Genomic DNA, 14680 nt, shown 5'->3' with positions numbered 1-14680 from the left:
GGTGCTGGAAAGCGAACGAGACGGCGTTCAGGGCCAGGCGCGCGGTCGAAGACAGTACGAATAGTACGGCGAGACCGTGCAACGCAGCCATGGACGTCGTATCAGGTGCTTAGCTCAGCAAAGCTCTCATGGTATTCGCCTTGGCGACCTGCTCTTCGCTGCCACCCTTGATGACCTCATCGATCAGCTCGCGCGCGCCTTCCTTGTCGCCGATTTCCTGGTATGCGATCGCCAGGTCCAGCTTGGTATCCATTTCCATGTGGATAGCCGACAACGGGTCGTCCACGCCCACGCTGGCCGTCTTGCCATCGTTGAGATCCAGGTCGATGCCGGACAGGTCGAATTCCTGTGCGGGCGGTATCGCTTCCGGCAAGCTCGCCGGCGCTTGCGCATCGTCGAACAGGCTGTCGAGGGAAGGCTCGGCCGCCGCGACGGGCGCGGCAGCCGGCGCCACGGGTTCGTCGAGGTCGAAGTGGGCCAGGTCGACATCCTTCAAGGGATCAGGCAATGGCGTCAAACCGGCGCCCACGCCATTGACGGGGCCGGCAGGCGGCTCCAGGTCCAGGCCGAAATCCATGCTGGCGTCATACTGCGCATCGTGCGCGGCAGGGACCGGCTTGCTGTCCGGCCCAGGCATGACGATCGGCTCGCTGGTGGAAACAGGTTCGAAATCGAGGCTGTCGAGGTCAAAGTCGAGGGGGTCGCGCGCATCGCGGGCCGTCACGGAGGAGACCGGCTCGGCCGGCGCCAGGTCGGCCAGCGGCGCGGGCGGCTCGTCGGGCAAGTCCATGCTCTGGCCATGCACGTCGTCGCCGGCTGCCTTGCTCAGGCTGACCACGGCGTCGTCTTCCGTATCGCCATACAGGGGATTGGTGGGATCGAGCGCCAGTCCCAGCGCGGCCGCCTGCGGCCACTCCTCGCCCTGGCCACGCGTCAGACTGTAGAGCTCGCTGGCCTGGTCTTCAAACGCGCGCACGTCGTTGCGGGCCGAATAGATTTCCAGCAGCTTCAGGCGGGCCGCATGGCGTTCCGGGTGGATGCGCAAGGCTTCCTTGAGGATGTCTTCCGCCTGACCATCGCGGCCGTAAGCGATATACACGTCCGCTTCGGCGACGGGGTCCGTTTCATTCGCATCGAGCATGCTGGCGCCCGCCGCGGCGGCCACGCCGGCAGCGGCCGCGCCCGTACCGAACAGGTGATTGCTCGCTTCGGACTGCTGGTCTTCCGGCGCCAGGCCGGACGGCGGCGTCACGGGCGCTTCCGGTTCCGGCTCGACCACGGGGGCGATATCGCCCTGGGCTGGCTGCGGCGTCTCCTTGCGGCGCCGCGCGACCACCAGTGCGGCCACGGCCGCCAGCAGCGCGGCGATGCCGATGCCGATGGCGCCCAGGTGGTCATTGATCTTGTCGGTAATCGTCGGCTCCAGCGGCGATGGTTTTTTTACCAGCGGCACCGGTTTGACCTTCGGTGCGGCAGGCTGAGGTGCGGGCGGCTGCGCCTCGGCCGGCGCGCTGGCGGGTGCGCTGGCAGCGGCCTCAGCCGGTTTGGCGGGTGCGGGGGCGCTCTTGTCGGCCATGGCCTTGCTCTTGACCGCCATCAACTTTTCCAGGTCGCTGACGTTCTTTTCCAGCTCCTTGACGCGGGCAGCGGCTTCATCGACCTGTTTCGCCTTGGCGATCTTGTCTTCCTCGCTGGCGACGGCGCTCTTGCCGGCCGACTTGGCCGCCGGCTCCGCCTTCGACAGTTTCAGCTTGTCTTGCGACTCGCTCACGGCCGTCGGCTTTTCCTGCACCTTGGTCGCACCGATCTTGCCGGCCGTGCTTTGCGTCGCTTGCGCGGCCTTGGCCGGCTTGCTTTGCGACACCTGACCTGCCAGCTTGTTGCGGTAGGCCTCGAAATCGATGGCGTGCGCCGTCACGATGCCCTTCGCTTCAGCCGCACCGGTAGCGCGCACGGCGTCCGCGCCAGGCACGGCCAGGATGCGCCCGGCCTGCATGCGGTTCATGTTCTCGCCCTTGAAGGCGTCGGGATTGGCGCGGTACAGGGCGACGAGCATCATGTCGAGCGACACGCCCGAAGGCTTCAGTTCGCTGGCGATGCGGCTCAGGGTGTCGCCCGTCTTGACCTTGTATTCCCCGGCCTGCTTTTTCGCCGCAGCTGGCGCAGCATCGGCCGCCGCCTTGCCTTTGCCCGGTTCGGCCGGCGCCGTCACTTGCGCGCCGCGCGTCTGGCGCGCTTCCGGCGTATCGAGCACGAACGCATATTCGCGCACCTGGCGACCGCTCTTGCCGCTCAATTCCAGCAAGAGATCCACCATGGGCTCGGCCACCGGTTGAGCCGAGCTGATGCGGATGAAGGGCTTGCCATTGCGGTTTTCCACGGCAAACGTCAAGGCGTTCAATGCGGGATTGAATTCCACGTTGGCCTGGCGATAGGTCTCCGGCGGCGCCAGCTTGGCCAGCAGGCTGGCTGCCTCGCCTGGCTTGATGGCCGATAATTCGACCTCGGCGCGCAGCGGCTGGCCGGCGGCGGACAGCACCGTGATCTTGCCCAGCTCGGCTGCGGATGCCGCCGGTGACAATAACACCGCACAGGCGACAGCGCTGCTGAGTGTTTTAATGGCAAGGGAGGCGACCCGGGGACGAGTGTGTACAGGCATAGTTGGCGGCATCTTAGTTGACATGGGAAAACAGTTACTTTTCCAGAGGTATCAACATATCATCATGCCCAGAGCTATGCAAGCTCCGCATGGTTGAGCCTTGACGGGCTCAGGGCGAAAAAAAAGCCGGGAAAACAGCCCCGGCTTGATCCGCATCAGCAATTAATTGCTGATTTATTGCTGTTACGCATCCAGCAAAATACGCAGCATGCGGCGCAGCGGCTCGGCCGCGCCCCACAGCAACTGGTCGCCCACGGTGAACGCGGACAGGTATTCGCCGCCCATGCTCATCTTGCGCACGCGGCCGACGGGAATCGTCAGGCTGCCCGTAACGGCTGCCGGCGACAAGTCGCGCACGGACGCTTCGCGCGTGTTCGGCACGAATTTCACCCATTGATTGTTGCTGGCGATGATGTCGTTGATTTCATCGAGCGGCACATCTTTCTTCAGCTTGATGGTCAGCGCCTGCGAATGGCAGCGCATGGCGCCGATGCGCACGCACAGGCCGTCGACGGGAATTTCCTTGGTGCCGAAATCGATGCCGCGGCCGAGGATCTTGTTCGTTTCCGCGCCCGCCTTCCACTCTTCTTTCGACTGGCCGTTGCCCAGGTCCTTGTCGATCCACGGGATCAGGTTGCCGGCCAGCGGCGCGCCGAATTGCTTGATTTCATCCGGCGAATAGCCGTGCTGGGTGGCCAGCACCTGGCGGTCGATTTCCAGGATGGCGGACGCCGGGTTTTCCAGCAGCGCCTTGACGGAGCTGTTGATGGTGCCAAATTGCGTCAGCAGTTCGCGCATGTGCTGCGCGCCGCCGCCCGAGGCCGCCTGGTACGTCATCGACGTCATCCAGTCGATCAGGTCGTGCTGGAACAGGCCGCCCAGGCCCATCATCATGCACGACACGGTGCAATTGCCGCCGATGTAGTTCTTGACGCCCTTGCCCAGCGCATCCTTGATGACGTGCAGGTTGACGGGGTCGAGCACGATGACGGCGTCTTTTTCCATGCGCAAGGTCGAGGCCGCATCGATCCAGTAACCGTTCCAGCCGGCTGCGCGCAGCTGCGGGAAGACGGCGCTCGTGTAGTCGCCGCCCTGGCAGGAAATGATGATGTCGCACTTGGACAGTTCGGCGATGTTGTTGGCATCCTTGAGGATGGTTTCATTCTTCGCCATGGCCGGCGCCGCGCCGCCCGTGTTCGAGGTGGTGAAAAACACCGGTTCAATGTGGGCGAAATCGCCCTCTTCCTGCATGCGCTGCATCAGGACCGAACCGACCATACCGCGCCAACCTACCAAGCCAACTAATTTCATTACCATTCCTCAAGATGAGACGGCGACTGCCATCATTGAAATATTTTATCCTAATGCACGCACTACGGCATCACCCATGGCCTCGGTACCGACCAAAGTCGTGCCCGCTTCGTGGATGTCGGCCGTGCGCAGCCCCTGCGCCAGCACCTGCTTGACGGCGCCTTCGATGCGGTTTGCCTGCTCTTCGCGATTCAGCGAATAGCGCAGCATCATGGCGGCCGACAGGATCGTCGCCAGCGGATTGGCGATGCCCTTGCCCGCGATATCGGGCGCCGAACCGTGCGACGGCTCGTACAAGCCCTTGTTGTTGGCGTCCAGCGAGGCGGACGGCAACATGCCGATCGAGCCCGTCAGCATGGCGGCCGCGTCCGACAAGATATCGCCGAACATGTTGCCGGTCACCATGACATCGAATTTCTTCGGCGCCCGCACCAGCTGCATGGCCGCGTTATCGACATACATATGGTCGAGCGCCACGTCCGGGTATTCCTTGTGCACATCGATGACGATATCTTTCCAGAACTGGAAGGTTTCCAGCACGTTCGCCTTGTCCACGCTGGTGAGGCGCTTGTCGCGCTTTTGCGCAGCCTGGAATGCCACGTGGGCGATGCGGCGGATTTCGCCTTCCGCATAGCGCATGGTGTCGAAGCCTTCGCGCTGGCCCTTGAACGGACCGTCCGGGCACTCGCGCACGCCGCGGGGCTGGCCGAAATAAATATCGCCCGTCAATTCGCGGATGATCAGGATATCCAAGCCCGAGACCACTTCCGGCTTCAGGGTCGAGGCGCCCGCCAGTTCCGGATACAAAATGGCCGGACGCAGGTTGGCGAACAGGCCCAAGTTCTTGCGCAAGCCCAGAATCGCCTGTTCCGGGCGGAACTGGCGCTCGAGGTTGTCGTATTGGTAGTCGCCCACGGCGCCGAACAGCACGGCATCAGCCGCCTTCGCCAGGGCCAGCGTGCCTTCCGGCAAAGGGTGGCCATGGGCCGCGTAGCCGGCGCCGCCCACGGGCGCCGTTTCCAGCTCAAACGATTCGCCCAGCACATTCAAGACCTTGACGGCTTGCGCGACGATTTCAGGACCGATGCCGTCGCCGGGTAAGATTGCAATTTTCATATTTTAATCGTTTAAATGACGTTGGCCAGCCAGGGCTGAGCAGAAAGATGGCGTTCTTCGAAGGCGCGGATGTCGTCGGCGTGGCGCAGGGTCAGGCCGATATCGTCGAGCCCATTCATCAGGCAATATTTGCGGAAGGCATCGATCTCGAACGGGTACGAGACGGAATCGTTGCTGGTGCGCACGCATTGCTGCTCCAGGTCCACCACCAGCTTGAAGCCGGGGAAAGCCTTGACTTCATTGAACAGGTGCTCGACCTGGCTTTCCGACAGCACGATGGGCAGCAAGCCGTTCTTGTAGCAGTTGTTGAAGAAGATGTCGGCAAACGAGGGCGCGATGATGGCGCGGAAGCCATATTGATCGAGCGCCCACGGCGCGTGTTCGCGCGAGGAGCCGCAGCCGAAGTTCTTGCGCGTGAGTAAGATCGAGGCGCCCTGGTAGCGCGGCTCGTTGAGCACGAACTCGGGGTTCAGCGGGCGGCGGCTGTTGTCCTGGCCCGGTTCGCCATGGTCGAGATAGCGCCATTCGTCGAACAGGTTGGGGCCGAAGCCGCTGCGGTGGATCGATTTCAGGAATTGCTTCGGAATAATCGCGTCGGTGTCGACGTTGGCGCGGTCCAGCGGGGCTACCAGGCCTTCGTAAATCGTAAATTTATCCATGCTGTTTCTACTCGGTAAGACGCGCGGCGCGGGGCGCCGCCACGTCACGGTTTATTTTCCGCCGGCGCCAGTGACGACCTGGCCGACTTTCTGCACATCGCGGCCGATGCCCGAGACGGTGTTGCAGCCGGACAAGATGACGGTGGCGATGAGGAGGGCGAAGAGTTTTTTCATGATGATTTCAGTCTATGTGCTAATGGTTGCAAATCCCGTTAGTGTAAACCACCGGCAAATGCTGGGGTCAGACCCAACGGGTCTGACCCCAAATTCATCGCAATCCCCGCACGTCGACAAAGTGGCCGGCGATACCGGCCGCCGCCGCCATCGCGGGCGACACCAGGTGGGTACGACCGCCCTGCCCTTGCCGGCCTTCGAAGTTGCGGTTCGAGGTCGAGGCGCAGCGTTCGCCCGGTTCCAGACGGTCCGCATTCATGGCCAGGCACATGGAACAGCCCGGCTCGCGCCACTCGAAGCCGGCATCCTTGAAGATGCGGTCGAGTCCTTCGCGCTCGGCCTGGTCTTTCACCAGGCCGGAACCGGGCACGACCAGCGCCAGGGTGACGTTCGAGGCGCGGTACTTGCCGCGTACCACGGCGGCCGCCGCGCGCAAATCTTCGATGCGCGAATTGGTGCAGGAACCGATGAAGACCTTGTCGATGCGGATGTCCGAGATCGGCGTGTTCGGCTTCAGCGCCATGTAGACGAGCGCCTTTTCGATGGCGTCGCGCTTGACGCTGTCTTTCTCATTGTCCGGATCCGGTACGCGGCCATCGATGCCGACCACCATCTCGGGCGAGGTGCCCCACGTCACTTGCGGTTCGATCTCTTGCGCGTTGAGCGTGACGACGAGGTCGAAACGGGCGCCCGGGTCCGAATGCAGCGTGCGCCAGTAGGCCACGGCGCGTTCCCAGTGCGGACCGGCCGGCGAAAACGGACGGCCCTTGACGTAATTGATGGTGGTATCGTCCACGCCGATGATGCCGGCGCGCGCGCCCGCCTCGATGGCCATGTTGCACACCGTCATGCGGCCTTCCATCGACAGGGCGCGGATGGCCGAGCCGCCGAACTCGATACAGTAACCGGTGCCGCCGGCCGTGCCGATCTTGCCGATGATGGCCAGCACGATATCTTTTGCCGTCACGCCGGCCGGCAAGGCGCCGTCGACCTGCACCAGCATGGATTTCGATTTCTTTTGCAGCAAGGTTTGCGTGGCCAGCACGTGTTCCACTTCCGACGTGCCGATGCCGTGCGCCAGCGCGCCGAACGCGCCGTGCGTGGACGTGTGCGAATCGCCGCAGACGACCGTCATGCCGGGCAGGGTCGCGCCCTGTTCGGGGCCGATCACGTGCACGATACCCTGGCGCTTGTCGTTCATGTTGAAGTAGGTCAAGCCGTAGTGCTTGGCGTTCTTGTCCAAGGTTTCCACCTGCAGGCGCGAGACGGGATCGGCAATGCCGTCGACCCGGCTGGTGGTGGGCACGTTATGGTCGGCCACGGCCAGGTTGGCGGAAATGCGCCACGGCTGGCGGCCCGCCACGCTGAGGCCATCGAAGGCTTGCGGGCTGGTGACTTCGTGCAGCAGGTGCCGGTCGATGTACAAAATTGTCGTGCCATCATCTTCGGCCCGAACAACGTGGGATTCCCAGAGTTTGTCGTAAAGCGTCTTCATCATGATTTATGCAGCGTTGCCACAGCCTGTAGTAAGTGATCAAGTGATACCAGGTCATACGGTGATCCACAAGGATTATGCCATATATTGGGCGGCACAGAACCGAAACAGGCAAAAGCGTGGGATTGGCGATACAAAGTTTGGCCACATTGTTGGATATGAGCTGGAAATTGCCGATATCGGCATATCGGCGACATGACGGCCCCATCTGCGGGCAGGCCGCCGAACGAGCCACGGCGCGGCCAGAAATCGATACTTTTTCTTTAATCTTTCGTGTATTGTATTTAGACAACAATTTCAGGAAAGACTGCATTGATGAGACTGTGTTCTTTTGCCGCCACGCTCCTGACTACTTTGACAGTCAGCCATACGCAAGCGGCCACGCCGGGCGAGACCTGCCTGCAGGACTTGCGCGTCCTTCCCGCCTTTTTGCTGGAAAACGATACTGGCGCGCGCCAGCATCTGGCACAAAAAGGTCAAGCGTATTTCGATCAGGCATTGGCCAGCGCCAGCACCGCGGCGGCCAGGGTGAACGGTGAGGCTGCCTGCAATACGGTACTGTCCGGTTACCTGAGCCAGTGGCGCAAAGGCCACCTGCAGATCATGCCGACCGGTGCGCTGAAACATGAGACACCAGCTGCAGCACCATCCTCAACCGCCGCGCCAACGGCCACCATCGATGACAGGGCGCCATCACTGCAGCTGCTGTCGCCGCACACGGCGCTGCTGACCTTACCGAGTTTTTTCCCCGGGTACGCCGGGCTCATCAATGATTTACTGGAAAGCAAGCGCGACGAACTGGCCAGCCGTCGAAACTGGATTATCGATGTGCGGCGCAACAACGGCGGCAGCGACAGCACATATGCGCCCTTGCTGCCATGGCTAGCTTCAGGCGAAAGCGTCAATATCGGTGGTGAATGGCTGTCCACGCCGGCCAATATCGCCAGCCAGGAAAACATCTGCGCGCTGTACGCTCCCGGCGACGCCACCTGCACGAAATATATGGCACTGGCCGTCACCCGCATGCGCAGCGTGCAGCCCGGCCAGTTCGTGGCGCAAAGCACCAACGGGCCTGTCAGCTATGCGAGTGTGTCTGGCCAGGCAGTACAGCCGTCCAGGGTGGCGGTGCTGGTTGACCGCGATTGCGGCAGTTCCTGCGAACAGTTTCTGCTGGAAGCGCGGCAAAGCTTTCGCGTCAAGCTGATCGGACGCAACAGCGGAGGCGCGCTCGATTATTCGAATCTGCGCATGCACCCTCTGCCCTCGGGACGGCGCCAGCTGGCCTACGCCACCTCGCGCTCGGCCCGCTTGCCATATCTGCAGGTCGATCTCGACGGCATCATGCCCGACATCTATCTGCCGCCGCCGAAGGACGAGGCGGAGCGCGCCCAGGAAATCGTGCGCGTGCAGCGCTGGCTGGAAGGCGGCACCTTACGCCCTAACAACATCTGACACCGCTGGCGCCATAAAAAAAGCCCGCTATGCCTAGCGGGCTTTCTAACGATTGAAGCAAGACTCAGGCAGCTAGACGAACGCTTCCCCGGCAGCCGTCCATCAGGAACGACAGGCCCACGACCAGCACCAGCTCGCCTTCGGCCGAGCGGGCCGTACCGGTAATGCCTTCCACGGTGATGGCCGTCATCGGCTTGATCACCAGGTCGGCCGTGCCATCGACGGCTTCCACGGCGAGAATGTACGGCTGTGGCGCGGCGACGACGATGCCGACGCGTTCGCTGCACGATTCATAGCCCAGGGCACCGGCCAGCGACCGTACGGGCAATGGACGGCCCTGGTCTTTCAGCACGGGCGCGCCGCCCACTTCCATGAAGGTTTCCGGCAATTCGACGACGCGCTGCACCACCGCCATCGGCAGCGCCAGCGCGGCGCCCGAGGTCGACACGAGCATGGTCGGCACGATCGACAGTTCGATCGGCAGGCGGATGGCGAACTTCGTGCCCTTGCCCAGCGTCGACTCGATGTGGATGGCGCCGCGGTTTTTCTCCACGGCCGTTTTCACCACGTCCATGCCCACGCCGCGGCCGGAGACGCTGGACGCCACTTCCTTGGTCGAGAAGCCCGGCAGGAACACCAGCTGGAAGCATTCGTCGTTGCTCAATTGCGCGTTTTCGCTGATCAAGCCCTTTTGCTGGGCCTTGCTGCGCAGGAAGACTGGGTCCATGCCCTTGCCGTCATCCTGCAGCACGATCATGACGCTGTTGGCCTCTTGCCAGGCTTTCAGCGAAATATACGACTTGGCGGGCTTGCCGGCGGCCAGGCGCGCTTCCGGCGATTCGACGCCATGGTCGAGCGAGTTGCGCAGCATGTGCACGAGCGGATCGTACAGGCTGTCCACGACGACGCGGTCGACTTCCGTTTCCGCGCCTTCGATGGTCAGCTCGACATCCTTGCCCAGGTCTTTCGCCAGCTCGCGCACCAGGCGCGGGAATTTCTGGAACAGGCGGCCGACAGGCTGCATGCGCGTGGCCAGGGTGGCCCGCTGCAGTTCGGTCGAGTAACGCGAGGCGCGCTCCAGGGTTTCCGCCAGGGTCGCCATCAGGGTAGCGGCCTGGCCTTCGAATTTGAATTGCAGCAAGCGTTCGAGCAGCACGGCGGCCTGGTTGGCGGCCTGCACGGATTCGCCCGCCACTTCCAGCAGCGCGTCGAGCTTGACGGCGTCGACGCGGATGCTGTCTTCCTTGACGGGCGCGGCATGGCGCACTTCCGGACGCTCTTCGCGTCGTTCGGCGCCATCCCAGGCCTTGGCGGCCGGCTTGGCGGCAGCGGCAGCAGCGGCGGGCGCAGCGGCGGCCACGACGGCAGGGGCAGCGGCGACGGCGGACACCGGCGCGGCAGCGACCCGGCTGCCCTCGGGCACGACGGCGTTATACATGCCTTCCCAGTCCAGGCCATCGGCGCCGGCGGTGGAGACGGCGGCGGCAGGCGTGGCGGCAGGCACTTCCGCAACCTCGGCAACGGGCGCGGCCACTTCCGCCACCACGGCGGCGGCAGGCGCAGGCGCGTCCATGCCCTTGCCTTCGATGGCGTTCGTCAGGATGTGTTCCAGCTCTTCCGGCATGGCCGGCAAACTTTCCGGCGCGGCGCCGTTGGCCAGTTCCGTCAGCTGGTCGGCGACGAAACCGGACGCCTGCAGCGCCGCCTCGATGGCGATGGGGGTGACGGGCGCGGCGCCCGTACGCAAGGCGTCGAACAGGTTTTCCGTCAGGTGGCAGGCCGCCACCAGCGCGGGCAAGCCCATGAAGCCGGCACCGCCCTTGATCGTGTGGAAGGAACGAAACACCGCATTCAGTGTTTCCTTGTTGTCAGGATCGCGCTCGAGGCGCAACAAGTGCTCTTCAACATTAACCGCAAGATCCATCGCCTCAACGACGAAATCCTTGAGCATATCGTCCATTAGAATCCCAAATCCGCAAGAAGGTCGTCTACATTATCCTGGTCCAGCGCCACCGACGGCACGGACGGGCCCTGCATCAGCGGCACCGGCTTTTGCGCCAGTTTCTCGCGCACCTCGGCCGGCGCGTTGTCGCGCAACAGCTGGGCCAGTTCGTTTTCCACGGTCTTGGTGATGTTGACCACTTTTTTGATCAGCTGGCCCGTGATGTCCTGGAAGTCCTGCGCCATCATGATTTCCAGCAAGCGCGCTTTTTCCGCTTCCGTCGCTTCGGCAACGGCTTGCGCGAACTGGCGCGAGTCGCCGGCCAGGGCCTTGAATTCTTCCAGGCTCAGCTTGCCGTCGAACAGCGCCGTCCAGCGGCCGTCCATGTCCTTGGCTTTCTTCGACAGTACATCCTGCGCCGGCATGCCTTCGTCGAGCGTGTTCAGGACCTTGTTGGCGGCCTGTTCGGTCAGGGTGGCGACGTATTCCAGGCGGTCCTGGGCGTCGACGATCTGCGACGACGCTTCCGTCAGCGCCTTGTCGTAGCCCAGTTCGCGCAGCGAATCGTGCAGCAGGCGCACGATGCCGCCCAGACGCTCGAACATCGGCTTGTCGGACTGGTCGACGGGATCGGCCGCGTCGCCAGACGCCTCGGCGCCGGCCACAGGCAGCGCTTCCGCCTCGCCGGCCACCGGCTCGGCGGCTGCCGGCACGGCGGCGTTGGCCGACACCGAGTCGAACAGCGCGTCGAAATCGTCCTCCGCAATCACGGCGGGAGCGGGCGCGGCGGCAGACGCGGGCTGAGCCGCGGCCGCACTTTGCGCAGATACTTCATCGAATAATGCGTCGAAATCATCAGCGGCGTTGGTCATATCCCTGCTTCTCCATAATTTGTCAAAATTCCGCCTGAACTGTGCGTTTTACAGACTGATACCCACAATTTCTCGATTAAGATGATTTGAGGCAATACCGCTGCGATGGTGCGAGTGTAGCAGGGCGCCGCCCTGTTGGTAAATCTCAAAACGCGCTTCCTGGTGCAAAGCTGGCCTACAAGAGCTTTTCCACAAGGAAATATGTGTTCCATCTGTTGTATTTTGAAATACTACCATTGGCGTGCGTGCAAGACCACGCACAGCAGAAGAAATCCTGCTTCCGGGCGTCTGCGCAACAGCGCCACATGGACATCGTTGCAGCTACACACGATCTTTCTGCCAATGTTGTCTATACTGAAGGTGCAGTTGTATTGATAATTATCAAGTCTTTGCATGAATACAATGCTGCCGCCGCGTCTACAATAAGAGGCGTTGCGCGCGCTCAGTCACCGCCAAAGGACCTGCCATGTATAAGAAAATTCTGATCGCCACCGATGGCTCCACCGTCTCCAACCTGACGGCCTGCGCCGGCGTTGCTTTTGCCGAACAGATGCACGCCGACATCCTTGCCTTGTATGTGGCGCCCGAATACCAGTACCCGGTGTACATCGAAATCATTCCGCCAAGCTATCCCAGCGAGGAGGAGTACCGCATCGCCATGCGCAAGGCCGGCGCCGACCACTGGCAGCCCATCCTCGACGCGGCCGCCAAGCGCGGCCTGGAAGCGACGGGCCTGACGGCCTTTTCCGACAGCCCGGCCCTGAAGATCGTGGAAGTGGCGCAATTGCAGCATTGCGATCTGATTTTCATGGGTTCGCATGGCCGCAGCGGCTGGGGGCAATTGCTGTTGGGCAGCGTGACCAATAAAGTGCTGTCGCACTCGAAATTGCCCGTGCTCGTGCATAGGCTGATCAAGGAACCCCTGTCCGAATAAGAGGTCACATGACCACCGGGGCCGCCGTTGCCGGCATATGCAGAAAAAGGCATAATGCGGCCGCCTCAGTTAAAATGACAACGTTTCTCGTTTCTCAACATTTGATTGTCCGGTGACGGACAGAGCAGATTTCACGCATCCAGATTGCCCGCCTATGATACGTATTGTAATTGCCGACGACCACACCATCATGCGAGAAGGCTTGAAGCGCATCCTTGACGGCGCGCCGGATATCGATATCGTGGGCGAAGCCATCGACGGCTTTGAAGTACTCAATCAGGTGCGCCAGGGCGGCTTCGACCTGCTGCTGCTCGACCTGTCGATGCCGGGCCGCAGCGGCGTCGACCTGATCCGGCAAATCCGCAGCGAGGCGCCCAAGCTGGCCATCCTGATCCTCACCATGCACGAGGAAGAACAATATGCGGTGCGCGCCATCCGCGCCGGCGCACAAGGCTATCTGACCAAGGAAAGCGCTGGTACCCAGCTCGTGGGCGCCATTCACAAGGTGGCGTCGGGACGCCCCTACATCAGCGCCGAGGTGGCCGAGCAGCTCGTGCTCAACATCATGATGCCGAATGAAAGCTTGCTGCACAAACAGTTATCGGACCGCGAGTTCGAAGTCTTTTCCCTGCTGGTGGCGGGCAAGTCGATCACGGAAATCGCCAACAACCTGCACCTGAGCGTGAAGACGGTGAGTACGCACAAGACGCGCATCATGCAAAAAATGGGCATGAGTTCGCTATCCGAAATGGTGCAGTACGCCGTGGCGCACCGCCTGCTCTCCCCCTTCAAGACGTAAGCCCGGCGGCGCGCGCCCGCGCGTCGACCGTAGGAACAATCCTACTCCCCCTACCGTAGCTCCTACTGCCATATTCAGCCACTGCTGATATTAATTGCATATGGTTGTTGGCATACTGAAACCAGTAATCAAGTTGCTGGGAAGTTATTTCATCACACAGCAAGTCGTCAGCGAATTGAGCTTTATCAGCCTGGACGCGCGCCGCCCTTTCCCTGCCCGCCGTCTGCGCACCCTGTCATTCAACTCTGAACTACCTGTCACCAGGAGATGAACATGCTGTCCACGCAAACGCCCGAAACCCGCGCCGCCGCCCCATCGCTGGCCCCCTCTTCCCCGATGGAAGCAGGGCGCCAGCGCCAGGGGCGGCTATGGTCGAACCTGAAGGAAGTATGCGATCTGCTGCATATCTCCAGTGCCTGCACCATCGCCGCAGACGAACTGCTGTTCCAGCACGTGCAATTCAAGACGGGCCAGCGCGTGCATACCATCGGCCAACCGTTCGACACCTTGTACATCGTCAATTCGGGCTTCCTGAAAACCGTGCTCATCGACGAATTCGGCAATGAACAGGTACTGAGCTTTCCCATGAAGGGCGACATGCTGGGCGTCGACGGCATCCACTCGCGCCACTACTCCTCGGAAGCGGTGGCACTGTCCGACTGCGACCTGATCTTGTTGCCGTTCAAGAAGCTGACGGCGCTGGGACGTGTTCACCTGGAACTGGAAAACGTCATGTACGGCGTGATGAGCCGCGAACTGGTGCGCGAACAGGCGATGATCGGCATGCTGGGCGCCCTGAGCGCCGAAGCCCGCGTGGCGCGCTTCCTCGTCTCGCTGGCCGACCGCTTCGCGCAGATGGGCTATTCGAGCAAGCTGTTCAACCTGCGCATGACGCGCCACGAAATCGGCAGCTACCTGGGCCTGACCCTGGAAACGGTGAGCCGCACTTTGTCCGCCTTCAATGAAATCGGCCTGATCTCGGTTGACCAGCGCACCATCGGCATCAAGGATCCGGACGCCCTGAAAACCCTGCGCCGCCTGCCGCCGTCGCGCTCGCGCGCCAAGCAGCTGGCTGCCGCCAAGCTCAAGGCCGACACCACCGCCGCCGCGGCCGCCTCGGCGCAATTGCTGGCCACGATTTAACGCCATCCCGATTTCTTCCAGCTTGGCACAGGCTTGACCCGACCAAGGCGCGCACCGCCTTGGCGGGTCTTTTTTGCTGCCGCTCCCCTTCCATGCCGCGCCAATGGCCGTCTTCGCGCAGCGC

General features: G+C 62.4%; 12 protein-coding genes. 4 read left to right on the top strand and 8 right to left on the bottom strand.

Annotated elements, in window-relative coordinates; genetic code table 11:
- Window positions 1–109 precede the first annotated feature (109 nt).
- The 6 genes from OX462_RS07465 to leuC form a co-directional block, all read right to left on the bottom strand.
- Window positions 110–2587 (bottom strand): motility hub landmark protein FimV, encoded by a 2478-nt coding sequence (locus OX462_RS07465; RefSeq protein ID WP_409028110.1) that lies wholly within the window; start codon window positions 2585–2587, stop codon window positions 110–112.
- A 255-nt stretch (window positions 2588–2842) separates the two neighbouring features.
- Complete coding sequence (gene asd / locus OX462_RS07460) at window positions 2843–3970, bottom strand: aspartate-semialdehyde dehydrogenase (protein ID WP_071650193.1); 1128 nt, start codon at window positions 3968–3970, stop codon at window positions 2843–2845.
- Between the two features lie 45 nt (window positions 3971–4015).
- Window positions 4016–5086, bottom strand: coding sequence for a 3-isopropylmalate dehydrogenase (gene leuB / locus OX462_RS07455; RefSeq protein WP_409028109.1), 1071 nt, complete (start codon window positions 5084–5086; stop codon window positions 4016–4018).
- An 11-nt stretch (window positions 5087–5097) separates the two neighbouring features.
- Window positions 5098–5745, bottom strand: a complete 648-nt coding sequence (leuD, locus tag OX462_RS07450) for a 3-isopropylmalate dehydratase small subunit (protein WP_409028108.1) — start codon at window positions 5743–5745, stop codon at window positions 5098–5100.
- A 51-nt stretch (window positions 5746–5796) separates the two neighbouring features.
- The gene (locus tag OX462_RS07445) at window positions 5797–5919 is read right to left on the bottom strand and encodes an entericidin A/B family lipoprotein (protein WP_010400408.1); all 123 of its coding nucleotides are present in this window, start codon (window positions 5917–5919) and stop codon (window positions 5797–5799) included.
- A 94-nt stretch (window positions 5920–6013) separates the two neighbouring features.
- Complete coding sequence (gene leuC / locus OX462_RS07440; RefSeq protein WP_070221120.1) at window positions 6014–7417, bottom strand: 3-isopropylmalate dehydratase large subunit; 1404 nt, start codon at window positions 7415–7417, stop codon at window positions 6014–6016.
- A 312-nt stretch (window positions 7418–7729) separates the two neighbouring features.
- On the opposite strand from leuC, the gene OX462_RS07435 reads away from it, so the two are divergent.
- Window positions 7730–8866 (top strand): S41 family peptidase, encoded by a 1137-nt coding sequence (locus tag OX462_RS07435; protein WP_409028107.1) that lies wholly within the window; start codon window positions 7730–7732, stop codon window positions 8864–8866.
- Window positions 8867–8930: 64 nt separating this feature from the next.
- Here OX462_RS07435 and OX462_RS07430 read toward each other — a convergent pair whose 3' ends face one another.
- Window positions 8931–10826: a chemotaxis protein CheA gene (locus OX462_RS07430; RefSeq protein WP_070221116.1), complete on the bottom strand. Its 1896-nt coding sequence runs from the start codon at window positions 10824–10826 to the stop codon at window positions 8931–8933.
- Window positions 10826–11680: a protein phosphatase CheZ gene (locus tag OX462_RS07425; protein ID WP_083286940.1), complete on the bottom strand. Its 855-nt coding sequence runs from the start codon at window positions 11678–11680 to the stop codon at window positions 10826–10828. The genes OX462_RS07430 and OX462_RS07425 overlap by 1 nt, the downstream gene beginning before the upstream one ends.
- A 466-nt stretch (window positions 11681–12146) precedes the next feature.
- Here OX462_RS07425 and OX462_RS07420 point away from each other — a divergent pair, with 466 nt between their 5' ends.
- From OX462_RS07420 to OX462_RS07410, 3 genes are all read left to right on the top strand, one after another.
- Entirely contained in the window at window positions 12147–12614 is a 468-nt protein-coding gene (locus OX462_RS07420; RefSeq protein WP_409028106.1) for a universal stress protein, read from the top strand.
- A 154-nt stretch (window positions 12615–12768) separates the two neighbouring features.
- A complete protein-coding gene (locus tag OX462_RS07415) occupies window positions 12769–13413 on the top strand; it encodes a response regulator (RefSeq protein WP_070221113.1) in 645 nt (214 codons plus the stop codon).
- Between the two features lie 336 nt (window positions 13414–13749).
- Entirely contained in the window at window positions 13750–14556 is an 807-nt protein-coding gene (locus OX462_RS07410; RefSeq protein ID WP_070221155.1) for a Crp/Fnr family transcriptional regulator, read from the top strand.
- Window positions 14557–14680 lie beyond the last annotated feature (124 nt).

The organism is Janthinobacterium aestuarii, assembly GCF_046113285.1.
Classification (GTDB): domain Bacteria; phylum Pseudomonadota; class Gammaproteobacteria; order Burkholderiales; family Burkholderiaceae_D; genus Janthinobacterium.
The sequence above is the reverse complement of the archived record's forward strand: the minus strand, read 5'-3'. Positions and strand labels throughout refer to the sequence as shown.

Coding starts and splice junctions, on each gene's coding strand:
- OX462_RS07430 (WP_070221116.1), bottom strand. CDS start 10,826: ATGGACGATATGCTCAAGGATTTCGTCGTTGAGGCGATGGATCTTGCG.
- OX462_RS07425 (WP_083286940.1), bottom strand. CDS start 11,680: ATGACCAACGCCGCTGATGATTTCGACGCATTATTCGATGAAGTATCT.
- asd (WP_071650193.1), bottom strand. CDS start 3,970: ATGAAATTAGTTGGCTTGGTAGGTTGGCGCGGTATGGTCGGTTCGGTC.
- OX462_RS07445 (WP_010400408.1), bottom strand. CDS start 5,919: ATGAAAAAACTCTTCGCCCTCCTCATCGCCACCGTCATCTTGTCCGGC.
- leuB (WP_409028109.1), bottom strand. CDS start 5,086: ATGAAAATTGCAATCTTACCCGGCGACGGCATCGGTCCTGAAATCGTC.
- OX462_RS07415 (WP_070221113.1), top strand. CDS start 12,769: ATGATACGTATTGTAATTGCCGACGACCACACCATCATGCGAGAAGGC.
- leuC (WP_070221120.1), bottom strand. CDS start 7,417: ATGATGAAGACGCTTTACGACAAACTCTGGGAATCCCACGTTGTTCGG.
- OX462_RS07420 (WP_409028106.1), top strand. CDS start 12,147: ATGTATAAGAAAATTCTGATCGCCACCGATGGCTCCACCGTCTCCAAC.
- leuD (WP_409028108.1), bottom strand. CDS start 5,745: ATGGATAAATTTACGATTTACGAAGGCCTGGTAGCCCCGCTGGACCGC.
- OX462_RS07410 (WP_070221155.1), top strand. CDS start 13,750: ATGGAAGCAGGGCGCCAGCGCCAGGGGCGGCTATGGTCGAACCTGAAG.
- OX462_RS07435 (WP_409028107.1), top strand. CDS start 7,730: ATGAGACTGTGTTCTTTTGCCGCCACGCTCCTGACTACTTTGACAGTC.